The organism is Roseovarius sp. BRH_c41, assembly GCF_000961715.1.
Lineage (GTDB): Bacteria > Pseudomonadota > Alphaproteobacteria > Rhodobacterales > Rhodobacteraceae > Roseovarius.
The window spans coordinates 53,959-73,108 of the sequence record NZ_LADY01000003.1 but is presented as its reverse complement, the minus strand read 5'-3'; the positions used below and the strand labels follow the sequence as shown (position 1 = coordinate 73,108).

Sequence of the window (19,150 nt, the reverse complement as noted above, 5' to 3'; positions counted from 1 at the left end):
CTTTTCGAAAATCGCATACTCGGCTTCTTCATGGATGGTGAAGCCTTGATCGCTCAGACGAACGACGAGCTCCTCCACCGTAAGAGGCGATTGGAATGCTGCTAAAACTCGGCGAGCAAACTCTGCATCTGCCTCGGCAAAATCACTCGGAAGTCCTCGTGCTATTTCAGGTGGCCGTGGAAACGGTGGAAAGAGGAGCAAGTAGCCGCCTAGCGCGATCAGTGTTAGTAGGCCGAAACTCCAAAACAGTACTTTCCTCACCATCCCGAACCACCTCCCGGCTGCATGACGTTGATAGCGGACACTCAGGGGCGATGCAGCATTTGTCAAATTGGGCTCGCAACGGACATTGCACTAAGAGCCCTCCGCGCTCATCTGCACCACAAAATGCAAAGTGCTAGGTCACGCGGGGGCTTTTTTTATGGCTGCAACAGGCTAGGCTAGGCGCGGGGCTGGAGGGTGCCATGAATTTCAGACAACTGACCTATTTCATCGCCGTGGCGGAGGAATTGCATTTTGGTCGCGCCGCAGAGCGGCTCGACATGGCGCAACCGCCGCTCAGTCGCCAGATCAAGCAGATCGAAGAAGAACTGGAAGCGATCCTGTTCAACCGAGGTCGCAGCGCCATCAACCTGACACAGGCGGGTGAGCGATTGCTGGAGCGGGGGCGGTCGATTCTGGCGCAATTGGAAGACACCAAGCTCGAGGTGCGTCGTCTGGGTCAGGGGGCCGAAGGGCGGCTGCGCATCGGCTTTGTCGGCTCGGCGACCTTTGGCATCCTGCCCAATATCATCAAATCATTCCGCGCCAATTATCCCGAGGTCAATCTGAGCCTCAATCCCATGAACAACGCACAGCTGCACCGCGCTCTGGTGTCGCGTGAACTCGACGTGGCCTTTGCCCGCCCCGCGCTGAGCGATCAGGAGTTCGTCACACGGGAACTGATGGAGGAAAAGCTGATCCTGGCCCTGCCCGACACGGTCGATACCGGCGGGCGCACCGTGGCCAAGCTGGAGCGGTTGGAGACGCACAACCTCGTGCTTTATCCCGAGTATCCGCGGCCCAGCTTTGCCGATTTCGTGCTCAAGGCGATCGAGGGGGCGGGGTTCAGGGCCCCTCTGCGCATCTGGTGTATGGATCTTCAGACAGCCCTCAGCCTCGTCGCGATTGGCGAGGGCGTGTGTATCGTGCCAGAGTCGGTCTCGACCGCCCCGCGCAAGGGGATGAAGTTTCTCAGGATCGAGCCAGAGATTGCCCGCACCAGCCTGTCAGTCAATCACCGGCTGGACGAACAGGGCGTGCATGTCCACAATTTCGTGCAACTCGCCCAAAAGGTCGCGCGCAAGCAGTTCTGAGCCGGGGCATTGGGCGAAAGAGACGCTCGCATGTCACGCGCGCCTCTCTTAGCACCTTGCCCCTGTCAAACCCCGAGCCAGCGATGCTGCGCCTCCGCATCTGCGCGGATCTCCTCTGCCGTGCCGGTCCAGACCACTTGGCCCTTGCTGACCACCACCACATCGTCGGCAAGCGAGGTTGCAAAACCGAAATTCTGCTCGACCAGCACCATCGACAGCCCCTCGCGCTTGAGCTCCATCAGCTTGTCATGGATCAGCTTGACGATGATCGGGGCCAGCCCCTCGGTTGGCTCATCAAGGATCAGAAGGCGCGGGTTCATCAAGAGCGCTCGGGCAATCGCCAGCATCTGTTGCTCGCCCCCCGAAAGCTGCGTGCCGCCATTGTCCAACCGCTCGCCAAGACGCGGGAACAGCTCCAGCACCCGGTCCATTGTCCACGGCCCGTCAAACCGTTTTGACGCGATTTCAAGGTTCTCACGCACCGTCAGAGAGGGGAAAATATCCCGCGTTTCCGGCACATAGGCGATGCCGGCCTTGGCGATGTCATAGGGCCGCTTGGGCATGGCGCTGCCCTCAAAGGTGATCTGCCCGTCGCGTAGCGGCAAGAGGCCCATCACCGTCTTGAGCGTGGTGGATTTGCCCGCGCCATTGCGGCCCAGAATGGCCAGAACCCGGCCCGCCTCGGCGCGCAGACCCATGCCGTAGAGGACTTGGGTTTCACCGTAGCCAGAATTGACCGCACTCAGTTCAAGCATCTTCCCAACTCCCCAGATAGATTTCCTTGAGCAGCGTTGAGCCGCGCGCGGCCTCGGGCAGCCCGTCAAACACCACCTCGCCATAGTTCAGCACGGTGATCGTATCGGCCACGTCAAAGGCGAGGTCCATGTCATGCTCGATAATCAACAGCGTGAGATCACGCGGCAGATTGTTCAGCAGGTCATGAAACCCCTTGGCCATCTCGGGTCCAACGCCACTCGTCGGTTCGTCCATCAAGAGAACGAGGGGCCGCGTGGCGAGCGCCACGCCCACCTCCAACTGCCGCCGCACGCCATAGCTGACCTCGGACACCCGCGCATGCAGATAGGGCATGAGATTGACCTGATTGGCCACCTCCGCCACGATCTCGCGCACCTCGGGGCGCGCCAGACTGTCTCGGCGCAATGTGGTGGCATGACCTGTGTGGATCGCCGCCGCCAGTCCCAGATTTTCCTCGACAGTCAGCCCGTCAAAGAGCGTGTTCTTTTGATAGCTGCGCGACAGGCCCTGCCGAGCGCGCCGCGCCACCGGCAGGGCGGTCACATTCTCACCCGCCAGATGCACCGATCCGCTATCGGGGGTCAGTTCTCCGACCAGCAGGTTAAACAGCGTCGTCTTGCCCGCACCATTTGGTCCAAGGATCACCCGTCGCTCGCCCCGCTCCAGCCTGAGCGAGACCCCGCGCGTGACATGCACCGCGCCAAAGCTCTTGTCGAGATTGCGTGTCTCAAGCATCGGTCTTGACCTCCCTCGGGTCTATATCGCGCACCGCATCCGCCGCGCGCCGTTCAATCCGCGCGCCAAACCGCGCCTCGATCCAGCCAAAGATGCCATTGGCGCGGCTCATCACCACGGCGATCAGAAGAATACCGACCACAAGATGCCAATAGCTTGTGAGCGCGCCGACCTCATGCTTGAGCAGCACAAAGACCGCAGCTCCGAGCAAGGGGCCAACCAATGTGCCAAGCCCGCCCAGGATCACAACCACCAGCGCTTCGCCCGAAACTGTCCAAGACAGAAGGCCGGGCGAGACAAACATCACGTGCTGTGCGGCCATCACGCCCGCCAAGCCGGAAATCAGGCCAGAGAGGCCAAAGACATCCGCCTTGACCCGCCAGACCGTGAGGCCCAGCGCGCGCATCCGCTGTTCATTATGCCTGACACCCGAGAGCGACCGGCCCAGCCCAGAGCGCAGAATGAGCACTGCAACCCCATAGATGGCCGCCAGAACCCCCAGCGAGAACAACGCAAAGCTGCGCCCGTCGTTGAGATCGAGCCCGATCAATGAAAGGTCGAGCCGCGCAATCCCGCCCAGACCGTCATCGCCACCAAAGAGCGGCGCTTCGAACACATAGGAATAGCCCATCTGCCCAAAGGCCAGCGTCGCCATGATGAAATAGATGCCGTGGCTGCGCGCACAGATGGCACCGATGACCCAAGCGATGGCCCCGGTTATCACCACCGCGCCGCCCATAGCGGCCACCGGCGTCAACCCAACTTTGGTGGACAGGAGCGCATAGCCATAGGCCCCGACGCCCAACAGCGCGCCGTGGCAGAGCGAGACCATGCCGCCAAAGCCCGCGACCATGTCGAGCGCGATCACCAGCATGGCAAGGATGACAATCTCGGTCAGGATATCCAGCCCGAAATAGTCCGCCGTAAAGGCCTGAAAGAGCGCCGCCGAGGCCAAGAGCACGAGCGCACCATATCGGAGAGGTGTATGTCGAAACATCGCCTTATCCTTTCGCCGGAAAGAGGCCCACGGGCCGGATCACCAGCACCGCCGCCAAGAGCGCGTAAATCAGAACCGAGGCCAGTTGCGGTGCCAGCACCGCGCCAAAGGTCTGCACGAAACCAAAGATGAGCGAGCCCGCGATGGCCCCCTTGAGCGAGCCTAGCCCCCCGATCACGATCACGATCAGCGTCGGGATCAGGATTTGCAGGCCCATATCGGGTGTGACAGACAAGAGTGGTGCCGCGACCGCGCCCGCCAACCCCGCCAAGGCGCAGCCCACACAAAAGACGATGAAAAAGAGCCGCTCGACATTGATGCCCAGACAGGCTGCCATCGCGTCATTGTCCACGCCCGCGCGGATCATCGCGCCAATTTGCGTGCGGCTGAGGACAAAGGCCAATGCGCCAAAGATTGCCAGTCCCAGAGCGATGATGAACAGCCTGTAGGCGGGATATTCGACGCCCAAGAGCGCTACACGGCCAGCAAGGAGGTCCGGCACTTCAAGCCCGAGCGCCAGATCGCCCCAGACGATCCGGGTGATGTCCAACAGCGCAAAGATCAGCCCGAATGTGACCAGAACCTGTGCCATCGGCCCCGATTTGCGCATCCGCTGGATGAGGCCGGAATAGAGCAACACGCCCACCCCCGCGACCGCCACCGGGGCCAGAAAGAACCCTGCCCAATAACCGCCGACCGCCGCCGCCGAGGCCGCGAAATAGGCCCCGAGCGCATAAAGCGCGCCATGGGCCAGGTTGACGAAATGCATCAGGCCAAAGATCACGGTCAGGCCGATAGACAAGAGAAACAGCAGCATGGACAGTTGCAGCGCGTTGAGTGCCTGTAGCGTCCAGAAACCAAGATCGAGTGACATTGCGGAACCTCCTCCCGAAAAGGCCCGGCCAAGGATATGGCCGGGCCGCGTGTCTTAGTTGCTGACGGGGGCCGCCATCTCGCAGCCATTGACCGGATCGGCCTCGGCGGGCAATTGCGCCAACACCTTTTGGGTCAGACCGTCGGTGCCTGCGATGGTTTCGTAGACATAGATCGGCTGCACGATGTTATTGGTCGCGGGATCGATCGACAGCGCGCCGCGCGGGCCGTCAAAGCTGACCTGCCGCAACGCATTGGCGAGGCTCTCGCGGTCCGTGGCACCCGCCTTGACCGCTTCGATCAATGCGCGGCCGGCGTCATAGCCATGCACGGCGAATTCCGACGGCACCCGGCCAGTCTTGGCCTTGAACGCCTCGACGAACTGCGCGTTTGCAGGGTTGTCGAGCGTGGGCACATAATGCAGCGCGGTGATCACGCCTTCAGCTGCCGGACCCTCGGCATTGACATAGAGCGACGAGGTGAGGAAGCCCGAGCCATAGAGCGGCAAATCGGCTTTGAGGCCAAAGCTATCGTATTGCTTGACAAAGGAAATCGCCTCGCCACCCGCATAGAAGACGAACACGGCCTCGGCGCCGCTCGACTTGGCTTGCGCCATATAGGGGCCGAAATCCTGCGTTTTCTGGAACGGGGTGAACTCCTGCCCGACGATCTCGCCGCCTGCGGCGGTAAAGGTCTGAACAAAGCCGTCGATCATCTGCCGTCCGGCGGCATAATCGGGCGCCAGCGTATAGACCTTGCGGATGCCTTGATCATGCATCCACTTACCCATCGGGCGGTTGACCTGCCCGTTGGAAAAGGACATGCGCGTGATATAGGGCGAGCAGGCCTCGCCGGTGGCTTCGTCATTGCCGGCGTTGGCCACGATCAGCGGCACGCCCGCGCCATGCACCATGTCGCGCACAGCGCCCAGCACGCCAGAGCTGACGATGCCCGAAATCACATCGACCTTGTCCTGAAGGATCAGCTTCTTGGCCTTGGCCAAGGCCACCGGCGGCTTCACTTCGGTATCTTCGCGGACGATCTCGAAGGTTGCCGGGGTCTCAGACCCGAACTGCTCGAGGGCTGTGGTAAACCCGGCTTCGATGTCATTGCCCAGCGCCGCATAGACGCCGGAAAACGGCAAGAGCAGGCCGACTTTGATGTCTTGGGCTGTTGCGGGCATAGCAAAGCCAGTGGCAAGCCCGAGGGCCGCCAGAAATGCGCGTTTCATAAGGTAGTTCCTCCAGTTGGTGTTGAGACCCCTCCTCAGGGTCTATCCAAGATCGCCCCCGCCCACCGGCACCGTGACGCCGGTGATGTAAGAGGCCTCATCCGACGCCAGAAACAGGATTGGCCCTGCCTGTTCGTCGAGTGTTCCGTAGCGTTTCATCAGGCTGGACTGGATCGTCTGATCGACGATGGTCTGATACCAGTCTTCGCGCTGTTCTTCGGCGGCATTGGGGTTGCGCGGCACCACGCGCGGCGGGGCCTCTGTGCCCCCCGGCGCGGTGGCGACCACGCGAATGCCGCGTTCCCCCACTTCCCAGGCAAGGCTGGCGGTGATCGCATTCACCCCACCCTTGGCCGCCGCATAAGGCACGCGGTTGAGGCCGCGCGTGGCGATGGACGAGACATTGACGATCACGCCAGATCCCTGCGGCAACATCCGCTCGATCGCCGCCCGGCAGCAATAGAGCGTCGGGAAGAGAGAGCGCCGCACCTCGGCGTCGATCTCATGCGGGGCATAATGCTCATACGGCTTGGCCCAGATCGTGCCACCTACGTTGTTGATCAGGATGTCGATCCGACCCCAGATCTCGACCGCCGCCGCGATGGCCGCCTCGCAGCCCTCCCACGTCTCAAGATCGACATTCAGCGCCTGCGCCTCGCCACCCGCCGCGCGGATTGCCGTGACGACGGCGTCGCGATGCTCGGAGCGGTCCACCACCAGCACCTTCGCGCCTTCGGCGGCGGCGCGTTCGGCCACCCGGCGGCCAATCCCCTGCGCCGCGCCGGTGACGACCATCACCCTATCTGCAAAACGCGGTGTCATGCGGCGGCGGCCTCTGTCTCGGTCGGGTTGAACTTTTCAAAGTGGAACGCGGCGGGCGTCACACCCAGCTGCGCGAAATGCCCGCGCACCGCATCCACCATCGGCGGCGGACCGCAGAGATAGACATCGCAATAGCCGCCGTTCAGATCCTCAGCCGTCACATGGTCCGTTACAAATCCCTTGCGATCATGCGCCTCGTTTTGATCGGCCAGAACCGTGATGACGGTCACATTGCCAATTGCTTCGGCCAAAGCCATCACCCGGTCGAGTTCAACCAGATCGGCGGCACGGGTTACAGCGTAGTAGAGCGTGATCGGCTGCTCCGATCCCTGCACCGCCACCTGTTCCAGCATCGACAGGAACGGCGCAAGGCCGGTGCCGCCCGCGAGCCACAGTTGCGGGCGCTCGACGGGGCGCAGATAGAACGCCCCCATCGGCCCGGTCAGTGTCACGGCATCGCCGGATACTGCGCGCTCGCCCAGATAGCGGCTCATCACCCCGCCCGGAATATTGCGAATGAGAAAAGTCGCCTCATCGGACCCCGGTGCAGAGGAAAACGAATAAGAGCGGTGCGCCTCTGTGCCGGGCACGCTCACATTGACATATTGACCGGGCAGGAACCCCATCGGCTTGGTCAGTTTCACCCGCAGACCAAAGGACGTCTCGGACAAACGGTCCACGCCCAATACTTCGGCCGTCACCGCCTCGGGTGCCGTCTTGCACACGGCAGAGGACGCAGGCACCCGGATCACGCAATCGCTCTGCGGCATCATCTGACAGGTCAGCACATAGCCTTCGGTCGCCTCATCCTCGGTCATCGCCTCGTCGAGATAGAATTCCAGCTCATACGCGCCCTTTTCAGCAAAGCATTTGCAGGTGCCGCAGACCCCGTCGCGGCAATCCATCGGGATGTTGATCTTTTGCCGAAACGCGGCTTCGGTGACTTTCTCGTCATCGTCGCACTGGATGATGCGGGTCACGCCATCCTCGAAATTCAGGGCGATATTATAGCTGGTCATGGCGGGCTCCTCCCCTCTCGTGGCGCGCCCCCATCGGGCACGCGCCGGTCTTGGCTTTAGATGTGATAAACGTCGATCACATGGTGGATCTGGTCGTTCTTGAGCACGACCTTCTTGTCTGTGATCAGCGGCTTCGCCCCCGTGGTATCCATCGTGTAATAGGACGTGCCCCAGTGCTGATCGGTCTTGCCATAGCGATAGGTCAGCGTGTGCCAGTTAAAGCGCAGCGTGATCGTGTCTGCGTCCCGGCTCAGCACCTCGATATTGGCGAGATTGTGATTGGTGCGCGGCTCTGGCAGCGACGTGGCCGAAGACCGGTCGGTCTGAATACGGAACACGCGATCCTCGATCCCGGAACGATCGGGATAATAGATCAGCGACATCTCGTTTTGCGGGTCCTCGGTCAGTTGATCCTCATCATCCCAGGCAGGCATCCAGAACGGGCAATCGGCGTGATAGAACGTCAGCCAAGTGTCCCAGTCGCGATCATCAAGCGCGCGCGCCTCGGCATAGAGAAAGGCTTGGATTTCCTCATAGGTCATGGTGGCCTCGGTGCTCTGGCGGTCTAGCGTTGCGGTGGTCATAGTCATCTCTCCTCACTCTGCCGCGACTTGCGCGTCGGATGCACTGGCGCGTTCCTTGGCAATGGCCTGCGCCATGCGCTCGGACCACTGCTTGTGCTGGATGACGAACAGTCCTTCATCCTCGGTGCGCGCCCCCGACAGGATCGGATTCACGCCCAGCGCCTTGGCATCCTCATCCGGGCCATGGATCCACTGGGTCGCGCCGCGGCAAATGTCATTCCACTTGGCATGCGCAGCCCCGGCATAGCCGCGCTGCGTGGCGCGGAATTCTTCGGTATCGTCGGGCGTGGCCATGCCGGAGGCGTTAAAGAAATCCTCATACTGGCGAATACGGCGCGACCGGGCCTCTTGGCTTTCGCCCTTGGGGGCGATGCAATAGATCGTGACTTCGGTCTTATCCACGCTCACCGGGCGGAACACCCGAATCTGGCTGCTGAACTGGTCCATCAGAAACACATTGGGATAGAGGCAGAGATTGCGCAGCACGCCCACCATCCACTCGGCCTTGGTCACCCCATATTTCTCGGTCCATTCGGCAAGGCGCGGATAGTTGGGGCGATTGGTTGAGTCCGCCCATGTGGTCCACAGCAGCAGGTGACCATTCACATAGGAATGAAATCCGCCCTTCTGCTTGGCCCATTTGCTGGCATCGGTCGCCTTGATCTTGTCTTCCTTGCCATCCACCGTGCGATGCGAGGTGGTGGCCACATAGTTCCAATGCACCGCCGAGACGTGATAGCCATCGGCGCCATTCTCGGCCTGCAATTTCCAGTTGCCGTCGAACGTATAGGTGGACGAGCCGCGCAGCACCTCGAGCCCCTCATCCGATTGATCGACGATCATGTCGATCATCTTGCGCGCCTCGCCCAGATACTCCTCCAGCGGGGCCACATCGGCATTGAGCGAGCCAAAGAGGAAACCACGATAATTCTCGAACCGCGCCACTTTGGTCAGATCATGGCTGCCGTCGGTGTTGAACTGCTCGGGGTATCCCGCGCCATTCGGGTCCTTGACCTTCAAGAGCTTGCCGGTGTTGGAAAAGGTCCAGCCGTGGAACGGACAGGTAAAGGTCTTTTGGTTGCGCCGCTTGAACCGGCAGAGCTGCGCGCCGCGATGCGAGCAGGCATTGACCAGCGCATTGAGCTGCCCATCCTTGTCGCGGGTGATCACGACCGGCGTGCGCCCCATGGTCAGGGTGAAATAATCGCCGGGATTGGGGATCTGGCTCTCATGCGCCATATAGATCCAGTTGCCCTCAAAAACATGCTTGATCTCAAGCTCGAACAGTTCCTCATCGGTGAACATGTCACGACGGGCGCGGAAAATCCCCGCCTCGGCATCCTCCTGCACGATACCGTCGAGACGACCTTCCAGTTCGTCGAGATTGGATTGGGTAAACATCGTCGTTCCTCCTCCGGAATTATCTTGATCTTGGGCCGGTCACTCTCCGGCTACGGTTTTCAGGCTCCGCGCGCGGTCGCGGCGGAAAAAGTCGATCTTGTCGGGGTCGAGCGTCACACCGATGCCTGTGCCCTGCGGCACCTCAACAGCGAAATCGCGATAGACGATCGGGGTGGCCAGAATATCCTCGGTCAAGAGCAACGGGCCGAACAGCTCGGACCCCCAACGCAAGTCCTCAACTCCCGCAAAGAGTTGCAGCGCCGCCGCCGTGCCAAGCCCCGTTTCCAGCATCGTCCCGGCATAGAGCCCAAGCCCCGCCGCTTGCCCGATGGCCACCACCTCGGACGCGCGCTTGAGCCCGCCCGACTGCGCCACCTTGACGGCGAACACATCCGCGGCATCCTTGGCCACGATGCTCACCGCATCCTCGGGGCCATTCAGCGCCTCATCGGCCATCACGGCAATCTCATGGTCCCGCGTCAACTCGCGCAGCGCATTGAGATAGCGCGCGCGCACCGGCTGTTCGACCAACTCGCAGCCGACATCCTGCAACCCCTTGAGACCCCAGCGCGCATCCTGCAACGACCACGCCTGATTGACATCGACGCGGATGCTCGCGGCATCGCCCACGGCGGCCTTGATCCGCGCCACATGCGCCACATCCTCAGCAACCGCACGTTTGCCGATCTTGAGCTTGAAGATATTGTGGCGGCGCGTGGCGATCATCTCTTGCGCCTCGGCAATGTCAGTGTCGGAATTGCCCGATGCCAGCGTCCAGGCCACCGGCAAACGGTCATGCACCGCACCGCCGAACAGCTGTGCCACCGGCACGCCCAAGCGCCGCGCCAACCCGTCCCAGAGCGCGATTTCAATCGCCGCCTTGGCGATCCGGTTGCCCTTGACCAGATGGTCGATCAAGTGCAGCGCCCCGTTCACATCATCCGCCGCACGGCCCAGAAGAGCCGGCGCGATATAGGTGTCGATGGCGGATTGAATGCTCTCGGGGCTTTCCGGCCCATAGGTCAGCCCGCCAATGGTTGTGCCTTCGCCGATCCCCTCAGAGCCATCGGAGAACCGCACCCGCACGAGGACGGCGGTCTGCACCCGCATCGTCGCCATCGACAGGACATGGCCCCGGATGGTCGGAATATCGAGGATCATGGTTTCGATCTGGTCGATCTTGGTCACGGCGTTCACCACATGTCAGTATTGCGTTGAGGTGCAAATTGCCTGTGACGCGGCGCTAAGTCGATGATGCTGCGGGTCTTGGGTGATACCCGGACCGAAGAGTTGCCCGGCCCTGCCACAGCGCCATATCCCGGGGTAAAGCGTTTCGGTTTTCCGTTGAAACACCGAAACACTTTGCCTGTTTAATTTGGCGCAATTTCGAACCAAGAAAGTCTATCAACTTTCTTTGAAATTGCTTTAGAACAACAAAAGGCGCACCACGGGGGTGCGCCTTCTTTGATCGTCACGGTGGTGTACCTGTCTCGGCGCTCACGCCATCCCGAGCGCTTCCTTGTACATCTCGAGCACCGCTTCTTCCTCGGCGATATCGTCCTTGTCGCGTTTGCGAAGGGCGATCACCTTACGCATGACCTTGGTGTCATAGCCGCGGCCCTTGGCCTCGGCCATCACTTCCTTTTGCTGGTCGGCGATGTCTTTCTTCTCGGCTTCGAGCCGCTCAAACCGCTCGATGAACTGGCGCAACTCATCGGCGGTGACGCGGTAGCTGCTGTCGGAATTCATATCGTCCATGGCCTGATCTCCGGTCGGTTGGGGTTTCTGACTAGCGCCGCGTCGGATGCGGTGCAAGGGCCATCTGCCGCACGGCTTGCAATGCTCGAAAAATTGCTCTAGCGCCGGGGCGGTGATGCAAAGAGGAGCAGACTATGGAGATCATGATCTGGGTGGGGGCTGCTCTGTCACTTGCCGGTCTGGCGACGCTCATCTGGTGTATCCTCAAGGTCTGGAAGGCCCGCAAGGCCGGTCTGTCCGACGCAGACCTGCGTGCCGCCGTGCAAAAGGTGGTGCCACTGAACACCGGCGCACTTTTCTTGTCCGTGATCGGCCTGATGATGGTCGTCGTCGGCATTCTGCTGGGCTGACCGCCCTATGTGCTGGCCCGCCTGCCAAAAAATCCGTCACCGTTCTTGACCATATCAAGCAGCATCGGCTGCACTTGCCAAAGCGGCGACTGCATCGGGGCAAGCGCCTTGATGTCCCGCAAAATCGCCAACATCCCCCGCTGATCCGCCGCACAGAGCGGCCCGCCGCGCGCCCGGTCATAGCCGTAACCCCGCACCATCAGCACATCGAGATCCGAGGCCCGTTGCACCGCACCGCGCGCCAATAGCTGCATCGCCGCCCCCACCAGCGCCGCATGCAGCGCATGCCGTGGCGGAACGACGCCCAACACCTCACCCGGATCAAGCCCCGGCCCGGCCATGCCCTTGGGCGGGCGTGGTCCTTCGCTCGGATGGTCATAGAATCCGCGCCCGACCGTTCGGCCCACCGCCCCCTTGGCAAGCCGCTCGGCCAAGGGATCATCCGCGCCGGGCGCGGGGCACTCCAGCCAGTCAGCCACCACACGCAGCCGCGCCGCCACCACCGGCAAGCCCTCGACATCCATCATCAGGAACGGCCCCGCCCGAAACCCGAGCCGCTGCGCCGCCTGATCCACCCGCAGGGGCGTCATCCCACGGCGCACCATCTCCAGCCCGGCCAGACAGAGCGCGCCCATCATCACATGGCCCAGCCCCGGACCAGCGGCAGGCTGCGCCGCGCGCACCGCCGTCACGCCCAGCCCGGACCAGAGCCGCGCAAGGCTCGCGACATCACCGGGATCGGCGGCCTCAGAAACCGCGAGTTCGGCCAGCCGCAAACTCTGCGACGGACGGTAGAGCCGCAGCCCCAACTGCGCCCCCGCCAGCCCGCGCCCCGTATCGAGTGGCACCGCCAGCGCCGCACCCTCCACCTCCTCGCCACGCGCATCGAGCACCAGATCGGCAGGCTCGGTGCCGACCTGAAGCCGCGCCTGCCGCACCGCAGAGGTGGCGGCGTCAATCTTGCCCTGCGTCACCAACGCAGTGAGGGCGCGCGCCACCCCGTCAGGCAGGTCCGGCGCATCGCTCTGAACCTCCTTGCCACCCTCCAGCAGCAACAGCGCGACATCGCCAAGACCCGCCCCAAAGAGGCTGATCCGACCCATGTCGCGGGCCGCCCCCTGCGCCAGTTCCGGCATGCCCGCCGCCCGCCGCTCGGCGGCATAGATATGCCGCTGAGCCTGTGCTTCGGGGCTGCGCAACCGATCCTCGAACAGCGCGGACTCAAAGTCCACTCCCTGCGCAAAGGGCAAGAGCTGCGCGGCCTCAACGGCGCGCAGAATATCCGACGCAGCCCCGGCCTGCCCCTTCAGCCGCTCGGCCACGACTGTGATGGCACGCTGAAATCCGGCCGGATCAGACAGGCCACGCGTGGCCTCGCAACTGCGCGGCCACTGCCCCTCATCGGCCAGCCTGCGCGCAAGCTCAATGGCGGCGGGCACCGGATTCTCGGGCGTGATCTGGGAAAAGAGCCGCCGCAACCGCGGATCAGAGGCCCGCACGGTCTGTCCCCCCAGCATCACTTCCAACGCGATCTGCGCGCCCAAAAGGCGCGGCAACCGTTGGGTCACACCGCCGCCCGGCACCATGCCAAGCGTGATCTCCGGCGAGGCCAATCGCGCCTCGGACTGTGCCACGCGCGCATGTGCCGCCAGCGCCAGCGCCAGACCGGCCCCGAACGTGGTGCCATGCAGGGCGGCAATCACCGGCTTGGGATAGTCCTCAATCAGACTGGAGAGCGTATCAATCCACGGCTCCGCCAAAGGGCCATCGTATTCCGTCAGGTCCACGCCCGAGGAAAACCCCGTCCCGGCCCCGGCCAGAACAACGGCGCGCACATCCTGAGCCACCGCAGCGGCCTCCAGAGCGCGCCGCAAATCTGCGCGCAGCTCGGCAGCCAAGGCATTGGCCACAGGCCGATCGAGCAGCAGCACCGCCACCCCGTCGCGCAACTCTTGACGTATTTGCCCTGTCACACCGCCCCCGCCGATCAAACGCACCTGCACACTAGTTCTAAGGGGAAAATCCCCATGCGCAAGCGTCTGACGGAAGAAGCGGCAGGATCAGACCGGCATGTTCTCGAATTGTGCCTCAATAGCCTCGCAGAGCAAGACCTCATGCAGGCTCTTGGTCTGGTCGGGAACCGCCAGCCCCTCGGCGCGCAGCCGCTCGATCATGCGGCGCAACTGCGGCTCCAGTCTGTGGCGGCTTTCGACATCCGCCTGCCCAATTTGATGCTGTAGGCGATCAAGCTCAGTGCAAGTATTGGTCATGGTCGTCCTCCCTGGTGGCAATTGCAACTCTAACGTGTTTTTTTCCTTGAGGCTACAACATAGGCCGAGCCCGTAACAGATGCGTGACCGATCTCAGGATAGCTGCGCAGCACAGCTCCGACAAAGCGGGGTTTCCGGTAGAATATCCAGCCGGTCGGCGGAAATTGGCTCTTCGCATTTGGCACAGATGCCATATGCCCCCTTGCGGATGCGGTCGAGCGCAGCACGGATTCGCACCACCTCTTCCTGTCCATGCTGACCCAGATGCTCGAGAACCTCGTCACCTTCGCGCTCGATCGCGGCGTCGTCCCAATCCTTGGATCTTGTTGAATCCAATTCACCTTCAATCGCGTGCAGGCGTTTATCCAATTCACCCAGACGCGCCATCAGCGCCGACCGATACTTTTCTGTCTCCAGCATGAGAACCCTCCCTGATTATCCTCAGTCTATCAAACCGGCGCGCTTCGGTCATTGATGCAAGTCAACCGAGGCAGGTGGATCGGCACCAAAGCGCCGGTTCACACCGGCTCCCGGCTCTGACCGGCATCGGACAGAGACACGAGATCGCGCCCCGTGCGCGGCGGCGATGCGCTTGCGGCACTGGCAACCGGCACCTGCGTCGCGGTCTCATCCTCTGGGTCGGGCCGGTCGGGCAGCGGCGCAGCCCCGCCCGCGATCAGGCGCAGCGCGCGCCAGCCGTTCATCTGTCCCAACTGTGCGATGGCCACAATATGCCCCTTGGTGCCCACCAACTGTGTCTCACCCAGTGCCTCTCGCGGGATCGGCACCAAATCGCCGGGCTTGAACGCCCAGACATCGCGCAACGGCAGCCGCAACCGGCCCATCACCGCATCAAGCACCACCGGCGCAGTACGCACCACCTGGTCCAGAGGCGCCGAGCCGTCCCCCAATGCGCCCGCCCCGGGCGCTGCGCGGACGGGCAGTGGCACCACCGGCAACAGCAGGTCGAGACGCCCTGTCTTGGCCCCCGGCCCCAAATCGACCGTCAGCCGCAGCAAGTCGTAATCTGGGGCCAGAAGCACAAGCGACAGCGCGCGCATATCCTCGACCAAGTCGCCAAAGCTGAAGCCGCGCGCCAGATAGCCTTCGACCTCGGCTGTCATCTGGCTGTCAAACTCGGCCATCACCGCATCAATCAGCGGCGCGACCATCGCCGCATCGGTGCGTGTGGCGGCACGCGGCCGCGCCACGGCGGGGCGCACGGCCCCCGTGGTTTGCACCTCGATTAACCCCGCCAGAAACTGCGGATCAAGGCAGAGCGCCCCCCGCGCGCCCGCCGCGCCATCAAGATGCACCAAGAGTCCCTCATCGCTCAGACGATGGGCAACCTCAGCCAAGGGCAAACGCATCTGCTCGACCGTCGCGACCGTGATGCCAAGGCCAAAGAGCGAATCCGCCACCCGTGCCAGTGCCAGCCGCAACGCCTTGGCCGGGGACATTTGACGGCTGTCAAACCCGCCCCGTGCCGCCTGTGCCATGCGTTGAATGACCGAACCGTGATCCTGCGATCCCATAGCCAGCGCCATTGCCCCCTTCTGAAGCTCATGGGACAACCCTAGGCAGGCTTGGTTACGATTTCCTTTAGGCAGGGCCGAAAACCGCGCGCCGCTACTGCGCCGCCATGCGCGCCATCAGTGGCAAGGTCACGCGAAATGCCGCGCCCTTCTGTCCCGGCAGATAGCTGACCGCGCCCTCCAACCGGGCCATGATCTCGCGGCAAATCGCAAGGCCAAGGCCCGCCCCCCCCGCCTTGTGCTGCCCAATGCGCGAGAATTTCTCAAAGATAACAGCCTGTTGTGCAGGTGCGATGCCCGATCCATTGTCGGTAAAATCAATCACCAACTGCCCGTCCACCACGGCTGTGCGGATGGTCAGCACCGGCGGCTGCCCGTCACAATATTTGCGTGCATTGGCGATGAGATTGATGAATACCTGCGCCAATCGGTCAAGGTCGGTGGTCAATTCCACAGCCTCGGCCCCACGGTCGCGCACCACCCGGAGCGTGCCGCCCTGCACCCCCGCCGCGCGTTCCGCCCGGTCGAGGAGATCCGCCAGCGATCCCGTCTGCACATGCAGCACGACCTGACCATTCTCCAGCACGCTGAGATCCAGGAGGTCATCCAAAAGCCGTGTCAGGCGCACCGCCTCGTCATGAATCACCGAGGCATATTTGTTCTGCTCCTCTGGTGTCAGATCCCCGGTGTCGCGCAGGATTTCCGAGAACGCCCGGATCGACGTCATCGGCGTGCGCAGCTCATGGCTGATCTGGCTCAGGAACCCGTCCTTTTGCACCGAAAGCTGTGTCAGCTTTTCATTGGCCTGCCGGAGCTGCCGTGCGGTGCGGGCCAGTTCCTGCGATTTCGCCTCAAGCTGGCTGGAATATTCCATGATCTGCGCGGTCTCATCCGCCACCGCCATCAGATCCTCGACCGAGACCGCCGCGCCGCCGACGATCTGGCTGATCATCGCATGGGCCGTCGCGGCCCCGACCGACCCCGACAATTCCCGCTCCAACTCTTGCAGGAACGTCGGGCTGGGTTCGGGCAGATACCCCGCCAACCCTTGCCTCTTGGCGGCCTCGGCAAAGAGCGCCTGCGCCTCGGTCGCCCCCATGATCCGCTGCGCCATGATCAACAGATCCTCGCTCTGCGCCATGCCGCCGGTCCAGCCGCCGGGCGTGCCGGAATGATCGAACACATTAACGAATTGCGCGCCCTGCAACCGCTCGACCGGCTGCGGAAAGCTGAGCAGCGAGCCAAGGACAAAGGCGGCGGTGTTGAGCAGCATCGACCACAGCACCGCATGCACCACAGGGTCCATCCCCTCGGCCCCAAAGAGCGCGCGGGGCCGCAGCCACTGCAGGCCAAAGAGCCCCTCGTCAAACACCACCTGCGGCAGCACAACCGAGGGTCCAAAGCTGGGCAGGAAGAGGCAATAGATCCACACCGTCGCCCCGACACAGAGCCCCGCCAAGGCCCCCGTGCGCGTAGCTCCGCGCCAGAACAGCCCGCCCATCAAGGCCGGCATGAACTGCGCCACACCTGCAAAGGCGATCAGGCCAATCGCCGCCAGCGCAGTCCCCCCTCCCGACAGGCGGAAATACATATAGCCCAAAAGCACGACCCCGGCGATGCTGAGCCGCCGCGCAAGCAGCGCCACATGCCGCACATCCCCCGACACCATCGCCGCACTTCCCGAAAAATGCAGCCAAAGCGGCATCACCACATGGTTCGACACCATGGTCGAGAGCGCGATAGCGGCGACGATGACCATCGAGGTGGCGCTGGAGAATCCGCCCAGAAACGACAGAATCGCCAACCCGTCGCGCCCATCCATCAAGGGCAGCGTCAAAACGAAGAGGTCCGGATTGGCCCCTGCCGGCATCACCTCCAGCCCCACCGCCGCGATGGGGACGACAAAGAGGCTCATCAACATCAGATAGGTCGGAAACGCCCAGGCCGCCGTGCGCAGATGGTCCTCGTCCTCATTCTCGACCACCATCACCTGAAACATACGCGGCAGGCACAAAAACGCCGCCGCCGACAGCATCGTAAGACCAACCCAGCGACTGCCTGACACCTCAAAGCGTGCAATGGCCGAGGCGTCGATCCGGTCGAGCGTCGCCGCCACCCCGCCCGATAGGCCCCAGACCACGAAAATCCCGACCGCCAAGAGCGCACAGAGCTTGACCACCGCTTCGAGCGCGATGGCCATGACCACGCCGTGATGGCGCTCGTTCGCATCCAGATTGCGCGTGCCGAAAAGAATGGTAAAGAGCGCCAGCCCCCCCGCCACCCAAAGTGCCGTGGATTGCATATCCGGCAGGGTCGTGGCCGTGGGATCGGTCTCGGCAAAGGCGGCAAAGGACAGCGTCACCGATTGCAATTGCAGCGCGATATAGGGCGTCGTGCCGATCACCGCCAACACCGTCACGATCACGGCCAGCAGGTTGGATTTGCCATAGCGCGAGGAAATCAGATCGGCGATCGAGGTGATCCGCTGACTGCGCCCCACCCGCACCATCTTGCGCAGGGTCCACCACCAGCCGATCATGATCAACGTCGGCCCCAGATAGATCGTGACGAATTCCAGCCCCGACCGCGCGGCAAAACCGACCGCGCCGTAGAATGTCCAGGCCGTGCAATAGATCGACAGCGACAGCGTATAGACATAGGGCGAGCGCAGCCAGCTTCCGCGCCCGCGCAGCGCCGCACGATCCGCCGCAAAGGCCACGGCAAAGAGAAACACCACATAAAGCACGCAAACAAGGATGAGGGCGTTGAGGATCGTCATCTAGCGCTCCTGCGATCCTTTCGGGTCATCCTCAGTATCAGTCGGGCGCAGCCGCGTCGAGATCACGCCCGAGATCACCGCCAGCACGATCCAGAGACCAAAGATATAGAACATCGCATCCGTGGTGCGCACCTCCCTCGTCTCCCACAAGAGCGGCAGCGAGAACAACACCGCCCCGGCAATCGGCAGCATCCGCGCCGCATCCGACAAACGCCGCAGCCGATAGGTGCGCCGCGCCAGAAACAACGGGCTGCGTTCGGGACTCATGGCACCACCAGCGCCCGTACCGCCGCCAGAACATCGGCGTTGGAAAACGGCTTGGTCATGTATTGGCTGGCTCCGGCACGCTCTGCCATCTCGCGATCCTTGGTCTGGCCACGTGCCGTCAGCATCAGGACCGGCGTGCGGCCATAGACGGCATCGGCGCGGATTTCCTGAAGGATGTCAAAGCCGCTCTTGCCGGGCAGCATCACATCCAGAATGATCAGATCCGGCGCGCGGGCGCGCACCGCTTCCATCGCATCATGGCCATTCGCGTGGGTCTTTACCTCCCAGCCATCCCGCGACAGGATAAAGCTGACAGCCTCGATGATGTTCGGTTCATCCTCGATCACCAGAACCCTCTTACTCATGCAACTGGCCTCCCCTCCGTTGCGCGCGCAGGCGCTGCCGCACGTCTGTCTGT

Annotated in this window: 21 protein-coding genes; 2 read left to right on the top strand and 19 right to left on the bottom strand. The window is 62.7% G+C overall.

Annotation, left to right across the window (positions count from 1 at the left end; all coding sequences use genetic code 11):
* Positions 1-264: hypothetical protein (locus VR71_RS24465; RefSeq protein ID WP_296429666.1), on the bottom strand; the 264-nt coding region annotated here is incomplete at its 3' end.
* Positions 265-464: 200 nt separating this feature from the next.
* Here VR71_RS24465 and VR71_RS00980 point away from each other — a divergent pair.
* On the top strand, positions 465-1,355 hold the full coding sequence (locus tag VR71_RS00980; protein WP_045680402.1) for a LysR family transcriptional regulator: 891 nt from the start codon (positions 465-467) through the stop codon (positions 1,353-1,355).
* Positions 1,356-1,420: 65 nt separating this feature from the next.
* Here VR71_RS00980 and VR71_RS00975 read toward each other — a convergent pair whose 3' ends face one another.
* The 11 genes from VR71_RS00975 to VR71_RS00925 all read right to left on the bottom strand — a co-directional run bounded on the left by VR71_RS00975 (position 1,421) and on the right by VR71_RS00925 (position 11,531).
* Positions 1,421-2,110: an ABC transporter ATP-binding protein gene (locus VR71_RS00975; RefSeq protein WP_009818120.1), complete on the bottom strand. Its 690-nt coding sequence runs from the start codon at positions 2,108-2,110 to the stop codon at positions 1,421-1,423.
* Complete coding sequence (locus VR71_RS00970; RefSeq protein ID WP_045680400.1) at positions 2,103-2,846, bottom strand: ABC transporter ATP-binding protein; 744 nt, start codon at positions 2,844-2,846, stop codon at positions 2,103-2,105. The genes VR71_RS00975 and VR71_RS00970 overlap by 8 nt, the downstream gene beginning before the upstream one ends.
* Positions 2,839-3,843 carry a branched-chain amino acid ABC transporter permease gene (locus tag VR71_RS00965; protein ID WP_045680398.1) on the bottom strand — a complete coding sequence of 335 codons (1,005 nt, stop codon included), beginning with the start codon at positions 3,841-3,843 and terminating at the stop codon, positions 2,839-2,841. The genes VR71_RS00970 and VR71_RS00965 overlap by 8 nt, the downstream gene beginning before the upstream one ends.
* A gap of 4 nt (positions 3,844-3,847) precedes the next feature.
* Positions 3,848-4,717, bottom strand: coding sequence for a branched-chain amino acid ABC transporter permease (locus tag VR71_RS00960; protein WP_045680396.1), 870 nt, complete (start codon positions 4,715-4,717; stop codon positions 3,848-3,850).
* Positions 4,718-4,771: 54 nt separating this feature from the next.
* Entirely contained in the window at positions 4,772-5,947 is a 1,176-nt protein-coding gene (locus VR71_RS00955; protein WP_045680394.1) for an ABC transporter substrate-binding protein, read from the bottom strand.
* Between the two features lie 42 nt (positions 5,948-5,989).
* Positions 5,990-6,769 carry a benzoate diol dehydrogenase BenD gene (benD, locus tag VR71_RS00950; protein WP_045680392.1) on the bottom strand — a complete coding sequence of 260 codons (780 nt, stop codon included), beginning with the start codon at positions 6,767-6,769 and terminating at the stop codon, positions 5,990-5,992.
* The gene (benC, locus tag VR71_RS00945; RefSeq protein WP_045680390.1) at positions 6,766-7,788 is read right to left on the bottom strand and encodes a benzoate 1,2-dioxygenase electron transfer component BenC; all 1,023 of its coding nucleotides are present in this window, start codon (positions 7,786-7,788) and stop codon (positions 6,766-6,768) included. Before benC ends, benD begins: the two co-directional genes overlap by 4 nt.
* Before the next feature lie 56 nt (positions 7,789-7,844).
* On the bottom strand, positions 7,845-8,378 hold the full coding sequence (gene benB / locus VR71_RS00940; RefSeq protein ID WP_085978778.1) for a benzoate 1,2-dioxygenase small subunit: 534 nt from the start codon (positions 8,376-8,378) through the stop codon (positions 7,845-7,847).
* A 6-nt stretch (positions 8,379-8,384) separates the two neighbouring features.
* Entirely contained in the window at positions 8,385-9,773 is a 1,389-nt protein-coding gene (benA, locus tag VR71_RS00935) for a benzoate 1,2-dioxygenase large subunit (RefSeq protein ID WP_009818112.1), read from the bottom strand.
* A gap of 39 nt (positions 9,774-9,812) precedes the next feature.
* Positions 9,813-10,961, bottom strand: a complete 1,149-nt coding sequence (locus tag VR71_RS00930; protein WP_296429665.1) for a muconate/chloromuconate family cycloisomerase — start codon at positions 10,959-10,961, stop codon at positions 9,813-9,815.
* Between the two features lie 309 nt (positions 10,962-11,270).
* Positions 11,271-11,531, bottom strand: a complete 261-nt coding sequence (locus VR71_RS00925; protein ID WP_009818110.1) for a DUF2312 domain-containing protein — start codon at positions 11,529-11,531, stop codon at positions 11,271-11,273.
* 134 nt (positions 11,532-11,665) lie between these two features.
* Here VR71_RS00925 and VR71_RS00920 point away from each other — a divergent pair, with 134 nt between their 5' ends.
* On the top strand, positions 11,666-11,881 hold the full coding sequence (locus VR71_RS00920; protein ID WP_009818109.1) for a hypothetical protein: 216 nt from the start codon (positions 11,666-11,668) through the stop codon (positions 11,879-11,881).
* A 5-nt stretch (positions 11,882-11,886) separates the two neighbouring features.
* Here VR71_RS00920 and VR71_RS00915 read toward each other — a convergent pair whose 3' ends face one another.
* From VR71_RS00915 to VR71_RS00885, 7 genes are all read right to left on the bottom strand, one after another.
* Positions 11,887-13,854, bottom strand: coding sequence for an enoyl-CoA hydratase/isomerase family protein (locus VR71_RS00915; RefSeq protein ID WP_296429664.1), 1,968 nt, complete (start codon positions 13,852-13,854; stop codon positions 11,887-11,889).
* An 87-nt stretch (positions 13,855-13,941) separates the two neighbouring features.
* Positions 13,942-14,151 (bottom strand): hypothetical protein, encoded by a 210-nt coding sequence (locus tag VR71_RS24460; RefSeq protein ID WP_009818106.1) that lies wholly within the window; start codon positions 14,149-14,151, stop codon positions 13,942-13,944.
* A gap of 93 nt (positions 14,152-14,244) precedes the next feature.
* Entirely contained in the window at positions 14,245-14,571 is a 327-nt protein-coding gene (locus VR71_RS00905; RefSeq protein ID WP_009818105.1) for a TraR/DksA C4-type zinc finger protein, read from the bottom strand.
* A gap of 98 nt (positions 14,572-14,669) precedes the next feature.
* Entirely contained in the window at positions 14,670-15,698 is a 1,029-nt protein-coding gene (locus VR71_RS00900) for a FliM/FliN family flagellar motor C-terminal domain-containing protein (protein WP_045680376.1), read from the bottom strand.
* Between the two features lie 82 nt (positions 15,699-15,780).
* Positions 15,781-18,465 (bottom strand): sensor histidine kinase, encoded by a 2,685-nt coding sequence (locus tag VR71_RS00895; protein WP_045680374.1) that lies wholly within the window; start codon positions 18,463-18,465, stop codon positions 15,781-15,783.
* On the bottom strand, positions 18,466-18,732 hold the full coding sequence (locus VR71_RS00890) for a hypothetical protein (RefSeq protein WP_045680372.1): 267 nt from the start codon (positions 18,730-18,732) through the stop codon (positions 18,466-18,468).
* Positions 18,729-19,097, bottom strand: a complete 369-nt coding sequence (locus VR71_RS00885) for a response regulator (protein WP_040650567.1) — start codon at positions 19,095-19,097, stop codon at positions 18,729-18,731. The genes VR71_RS00890 and VR71_RS00885 overlap by 4 nt, the downstream gene beginning before the upstream one ends.
* Positions 19,098-19,150 lie beyond the last annotated feature (53 nt).

Excerpts from the sequence above, each read along its gene's own strand:
- VR71_RS00980 (WP_045680402.1), top strand. The coding sequence starts at position 465 with ATGAATTTCAGACAACTGACCTATTTCATCGCCGTGGCGGAGGAATTG.
- VR71_RS00975 (WP_009818120.1), bottom strand. The coding sequence starts at position 2,110 with ATGCTTGAACTGAGTGCGGTCAATTCTGGCTACGGTGAAACCCAAGTC.
- VR71_RS00970 (WP_045680400.1), bottom strand. The coding sequence starts at position 2,846 with ATGCTTGAGACACGCAATCTCGACAAGAGCTTTGGCGCGGTGCATGTC.
- VR71_RS00965 (WP_045680398.1), bottom strand. The coding sequence starts at position 3,843 with ATGTTTCGACATACACCTCTCCGATATGGTGCGCTCGTGCTCTTGGCC.
- VR71_RS00960 (WP_045680396.1), bottom strand. The coding sequence starts at position 4,717 with ATGTCACTCGATCTTGGTTTCTGGACGCTACAGGCACTCAACGCGCTG.
- VR71_RS00955 (WP_045680394.1), bottom strand. The coding sequence starts at position 5,947 with ATGAAACGCGCATTTCTGGCGGCCCTCGGGCTTGCCACTGGCTTTGCT.
- benD (WP_045680392.1), bottom strand. The coding sequence starts at position 6,769 with ATGACACCGCGTTTTGCAGATAGGGTGATGGTCGTCACCGGCGCGGCG.
- benC (WP_045680390.1), bottom strand. The coding sequence starts at position 7,788 with ATGACCAGCTATAATATCGCCCTGAATTTCGAGGATGGCGTGACCCGC.
- benB (WP_085978778.1), bottom strand. The coding sequence starts at position 8,378 with ATGACTATGACCACCGCAACGCTAGACCGCCAGAGCACCGAGGCCACC.
- benA (WP_009818112.1), bottom strand. The coding sequence starts at position 9,773 with ATGTTTACCCAATCCAATCTCGACGAACTGGAAGGTCGTCTCGACGGT.
- VR71_RS00925 (WP_009818110.1), bottom strand. The coding sequence starts at position 11,531 with ATGGACGATATGAATTCCGACAGCAGCTACCGCGTCACCGCCGATGAG.
- VR71_RS00920 (WP_009818109.1), top strand. The coding sequence starts at position 11,666 with ATGGAGATCATGATCTGGGTGGGGGCTGCTCTGTCACTTGCCGGTCTG.
- VR71_RS24460 (WP_009818106.1), bottom strand. The coding sequence starts at position 14,151 with ATGACCAATACTTGCACTGAGCTTGATCGCCTACAGCATCAAATTGGG.
- VR71_RS00905 (WP_009818105.1), bottom strand. The coding sequence starts at position 14,571 with ATGCTGGAGACAGAAAAGTATCGGTCGGCGCTGATGGCGCGTCTGGGT.
- VR71_RS00900 (WP_045680376.1), bottom strand. The coding sequence starts at position 15,698 with ATGGCGCTGGCTATGGGATCGCAGGATCACGGTTCGGTCATTCAACGC.
- VR71_RS00895 (WP_045680374.1), bottom strand. The coding sequence starts at position 18,465 with ATGACGATCCTCAACGCCCTCATCCTTGTTTGCGTGCTTTATGTGGTG.
- VR71_RS00890 (WP_045680372.1), bottom strand. The coding sequence starts at position 18,732 with ATGAGTCCCGAACGCAGCCCGTTGTTTCTGGCGCGGCGCACCTATCGG.
- VR71_RS00885 (WP_040650567.1), bottom strand. The coding sequence starts at position 19,097 with ATGAGTAAGAGGGTTCTGGTGATCGAGGATGAACCGAACATCATCGAG.